The organism is Faecalicatena contorta (assembly GCF_001404335.1).
Taxonomy (GTDB): domain Bacteria; phylum Bacillota; class Clostridia; order Lachnospirales; family Lachnospiraceae; genus Faecalicatena; species Faecalicatena contortus_B.
Genome location: NZ_CYZU01000106.1, coordinates 1 through 4751 on the forward strand (window position 1 = coordinate 1; position 4751 = coordinate 4751).

4 protein-coding genes are annotated in these 4751 nt (G+C 49.1%); all 4 read left to right on the top strand.

The window, feature by feature from the left end; all coding sequences use genetic code 11:
* Window positions 1–465: 465 nt before the first annotated feature.
* Complete coding sequence (locus ARB69_RS25290) at window positions 466–1455, top strand: DnaJ C-terminal domain-containing protein (RefSeq protein ID WP_055155383.1); 990 nt, start codon at window positions 466–468, stop codon at window positions 1453–1455.
* Window positions 1456–1719: 264 nt separating this feature from the next.
* Window positions 1720–3000, top strand: a complete 1281-nt coding sequence (locus tag ARB69_RS25295) for a sugar ABC transporter substrate-binding protein (RefSeq protein ID WP_055155381.1) — start codon at window positions 1720–1722, stop codon at window positions 2998–3000.
* A 2-nt stretch (window positions 3001–3002) separates the two neighbouring features.
* A complete protein-coding gene (locus ARB69_RS25300; protein WP_154253423.1) occupies window positions 3003–3869 on the top strand; it encodes a carbohydrate ABC transporter permease in 867 nt (288 codons plus the stop codon).
* Window positions 3866–4699, top strand: a complete 834-nt coding sequence (locus ARB69_RS25305) for a carbohydrate ABC transporter permease (protein WP_055155382.1) — start codon at window positions 3866–3868, stop codon at window positions 4697–4699. Before ARB69_RS25300 ends, ARB69_RS25305 begins: the two co-directional genes overlap by 4 nt.
* Window positions 4700–4751 lie beyond the last annotated feature (52 nt).

The window sequence follows — 4751 nt, forward strand, 5'->3', positions numbered from 1 at the left end:
CTGAACACATCACGGGAAATCTGATGATTTCCCGCGCTGGGTTCAGCAACAACTTGATTTGGAGATCAAGTTGTTCCCCGCCTATCCGGCATCGGGTGTTCTAGAATCACTTAGCAGCATGGGTGCATATCGCAACGGCATATACAGCCCCAGCATCTCCCCGGCCTCCCTGTCATAAAGCGTCCCCATCCGCCGACAAGTCTAAAGCTAGCCAACTAAATCCCAATTTTTTATTGACAATTCTGATGTGGCGTGTTATATTACAAATAGAACAATAGGGGCTTGATTATGAATCTATTGTTGGGCAGCATGATTCCCCGGAAGTATTTTCGGGGATGTTTTTTGATTGGGTACGGGGCTTTTCCCCACAGATTTAACAAGATAAGAGGACTCTCCCTACGCTATGGGGAAGAGATGAATCTCTTAAAACAAGAAGCCAGAAGGTAGGACCAGGAGGTGATGGCAGTGGCTGCAAAGAGAGATTATTATAAAGTTTTGGGAATTGATAAGAGTGCAGATGAAAACACGATAAAAAAGGCGTACCGGAAGCTTGCCAAAAAGTACCATCCGGATACAAATGCGGGTAACGCCCAGGCTGAACAGAATTTTAAAGAGGTTACAGAGGCGTATACGGTTTTAAGTGACGAAGAAAAACGTAAATTGTATGACCAGTTCGGCCATGCTGCTTTTGAAGGAGGGTTTGATGCCGATGCCGCCAAGGCATACAGCCGTCAGAATGGAGGGACACGGGAATATCATTTTGAAAGCGGCGATATGAATGATATTTTCGGGGATATTTTTGGCGATATGTTCAGGGGCGGCGGTTCAGAGGGATTCGAATACCATAATTATTCTGGCAGTGGGTTTGGCGGCGGAGGATATGGCAGAAAAACGTTCCGCAGGAAGGGCGCAGACCTGCATGCGGAAGTTGCAGTTACTTTTGACGAGGCGGTTTTTGGATGTGAAAAGATTATTACGCTTCAGAATCAGGATGGTATGACAGCACCTGTGCAGTCCCTGCAGGTTCGCATTCCGGCAGGTATTGAGACCGGCAAGAGCATTCGGCTGCGGGGCAAAGGGATGCCAGGCGCAGGCGGCGGTGAACCGGGAGACCTGTTCTTAAAAGTACAGGTCGGCGGGAAGGCAGGCTTTGAGAGAAAGGGGCAGGATATTTATACGATGGCTTACATCCCGTTTACTACCGCAGTATTCGGCGGGGAAGTGATGGTTGAGACTCTTTATGGAAACGTACTCTGCAAGATCAGGGAGGGAACGCAGTCGGGGACGAAAATACGGCTCCGGGGAAAGGGCGTTGTGTCCATGAAGAATCCGGAGGTGCACGGTGACCAGTATGTATGCGTGCAGATACAAGTACCGCAGAACCTGAACAGAGAAGCCAGGGAGAAATTAAGGGAGTTTGAGGCGGCCCAGCGAGGGGGAAGACAGTCTGCCTGATAATGTTGGGGCACGCCTGATGGGAGCGGGCAGCAGGACGGAGGGGAAGTATCTTCCGTTCCGCTGCTCTCTGCTTCCATCAGGCGTACCCATTTTTTATCTATGTGTCGAAAATGGGTTGTATCCTTTGGTTTATTGGTGGTATCATAAGAGAAAGTGTCGAATATGTTTTGGGCTCTGCAGTATATGCAGGATGGCTGAGCTCTGTTTGGCAGGGGTGAAGCCGTAGGTCTCAAAAACATGGAGCTTAAAGGAGGAAAAGGTATGAAAAGAGTGATCAGTTTCGTGGTGTGTCTGTGTCTGGCTGTGGGAATGCTGGCAGGATGCGGTGCGAAGGAGAAGGATGAAAAAAAAGAAGCAGAGGATATAACGGAGAATGAAAAGGGAGACCGTCAGATTACCTTTATGATTCCGGACTGGGGGGTGCCGCCGGATGAGATGCTGGCAGATTTTACAGGGGAGACCGGGATTGATGTTGTGATCAATGAGGTAAGCTGGGATGATATCCGGGATAAGATTGCAATTGCAGCTTCCGGCGGTTCATCTGCTGCGGATGTGGTGGAAGTGGACTGGTCCTGGGTAGGGGAGTTCTATGCTGCAGACTGGCTGGAGGAGATCCGGCTTTCAGAAGAAGAAAAGGCCGACATGCCTACGCTGGATACATTTACTATAGAAGGGAAAGTACTGGCTGTTCCTTATGCCAATGATTACAGGCTGTCTTATTATAATACCGAGCACTATAAAGAGGCCGGGATCCAGTCGGCGCCGGAGACATGGGAACAGGTATATGAAAATGCAAAAAAGCTGAAAGAAGCTGGTGTGTCTGAATATCCGTTTGCGATTCCGCTGAATGCGGAAGAAGCGGCGACGACTTCGTTAATCTGGCTGGCGTATACAATGAATGGCGCAGTATTTCATGAGGACGGTACGCTGATTAAGGACTCCGTGCTGGCTGCGCTCAGTTATGAGGAGAAGATGCTTCAGGAAGAACTGATTGACCCGGCCGATAAGACTTCGTCCGGTATGGATGCATACCGGAGGCTTTTATCAGGTGATGCCAGTTTTATGACGGGGCCTACATCCTTTGTGGCGAGAAGCAGCAACAGCGAGGAGTGCAGTATTGTAGGACAGATCGAGCCGATTCTGGTGCCGGGAAAGACCGGTACTTCAGAGCATACCATGGCGCTTCCAGAGGCGATTGGAATTACCAAATTTTCAAAAAATAAGAAAGATGCTGAGACATTTGTAAAATGGTATACGTCGCCTGAGATCCAAAAAGAACTTTATAAAACAAAAAGCGCGATCCCAACTCATAATACGATCTTGGAAGAGCTCATAAACGACGGTTCAATCACAGACTCCGGCGCTATGCTGGAGGAGGCTGAGCGGATCTCGTCTCCGTTCCCCAACGGGGTACCGTCCTATTATGCAGAGATGAGCAATGCCATTTATAATGCGGTGAATAAAATGGCTCTTGGGGAATTGACTGCGGAAGAAGCCTTTGAAGAGATGGACAGTAAGATTACGGAACTGGCAGGAAAATAGTGATGAAAAAAGCATTACCATATCTATTACTGGCGCCCATGATGATTATCATGGGTGTCTTGGTATTTTACCCTGTGATTGTAACATTTTCATATAGCCTGAAAAAGTGGAAGCTGACAGCGCCCGGAGAGATCGAATTCATCGGTCCTGCCAATTATATCAGTGTATTAAAGTCATCCTCTTTTTGGTACAGTCTGCAGAATACCCTGTTTCTTGTCGTGATGATCGTTCTGCTTACAACAGTGATCGGTATAGCCGTTGCGCTTTTTCTGAATGTGGAATCCCGTGTATCCGGACTCATGCTTGCCGTGGCAGTGCTGCCCTGGGCGCTTCCGCCGTATGTCAACGGGGTGCTGTGGAAGTTCATTCTGAACTCTGGGTATGGATTCATGAACAAGCTGCTGATTACCCTGCATGTTGTGGATCAGCCGGTGGAGTGGCTCTCCTCGCGGTGGCTCCTGCTTTTGTCGGTTTCTCTTGTGGTTACTTGGCGGAGCATTCCTTTTATGGCCCTGGTGTGCCTTGCGGGAAGAAAAGCTCTGCCGGAAAGCCTGTATGAGGCGGCTAAGATCGACGGTGGCGGTAGCCTGCAGATTTTTCGGAAAATCACTGTGCCGCTGATGCTTCCGTTTGTAGGAATCGGAATGACAAGCACGTCGATCACCGCGGTAAACGTATTCGATGAAATTGTGGCGCTGTCCGGTATGGGAGATCTGGGTAAGAATATAGTTGTTGAGAGCTATCTGACCACATTTTCCTTCCTCGATTTTGGGAAGGGAAGCGCTATCACATATCTGGTAATGCTTCTGGCCGGCATTCTTGGCATATTTTATCTGAGGAATCTGAACAGGGAGGTGATGTACGGATGAAAAGAAAAAAAGGGTACTGGTTGTTTATGATTCTTTTTCTGCTTTTTACAATCGGGCCGTTTCTGTGGGCCTTTCTGATTTCCGTGACTCCCGAGTACGGTATGTTTGGAAGGTCTGCAAATCTGCTGCCCGGGGATATTACCTGGGAGAACTATCGGAATCTTTTGTTAGGGACAGGGCAGCAGGGGCAGCTGTTTTATACGGGGATGCTGAATTCCCTGAAGGCTGTGGGTGTAACGCTTCTGCTAGGGATGCCGGCGGCGCTGGCATCCGCATATGCGCTCTCGAGGATGGAATTCAAGGGGAGAATCCTGATCAAAAATATGCTGCTGATTACCATGGTAATTCCGGTTATGGCCACTATTATACCAATTTATAAAATATTTGCAGATCATCAGCTGCTCGACAATATGTTCTGGCTGAGCGTGATTTATGTAAGCGCTCTGCTGCCGGTGACAACATGGCTTATATCGAACTACTTTGCCACCATACCGAAAGAACTGGAGGAGGCCGCGCTGGTGGATGGGTGCGGAAGAATGCGTGCGTTTTTACGTATTATTCTGCCGGCTTCCGAACCGGTAATTGTATCGGCTGCACTGATCCTGTTTTTGAATACCTGGAGTCAGTTTCAGATTCCGCTGATTCTGGCTTCATCGCTGGCTACCAAACCCATTGCCGTTGTCACCTCGGAGTTTATGACAAAAGATGCCGTCCAGTATGGAATCACCGCGGCTGCGGGAATATGCGCTGTGGTGCCGCCGGCGGCTTTGGCACTGGGGATGAAACGGTTTCTTGTAGCGGGGATCATGGGGGGAGCTGTGAAGGAGTAAGGGGGGTACGCTTGTAAGAATGAGCTCCACGATGCCGCACAGCGGCAGGAGG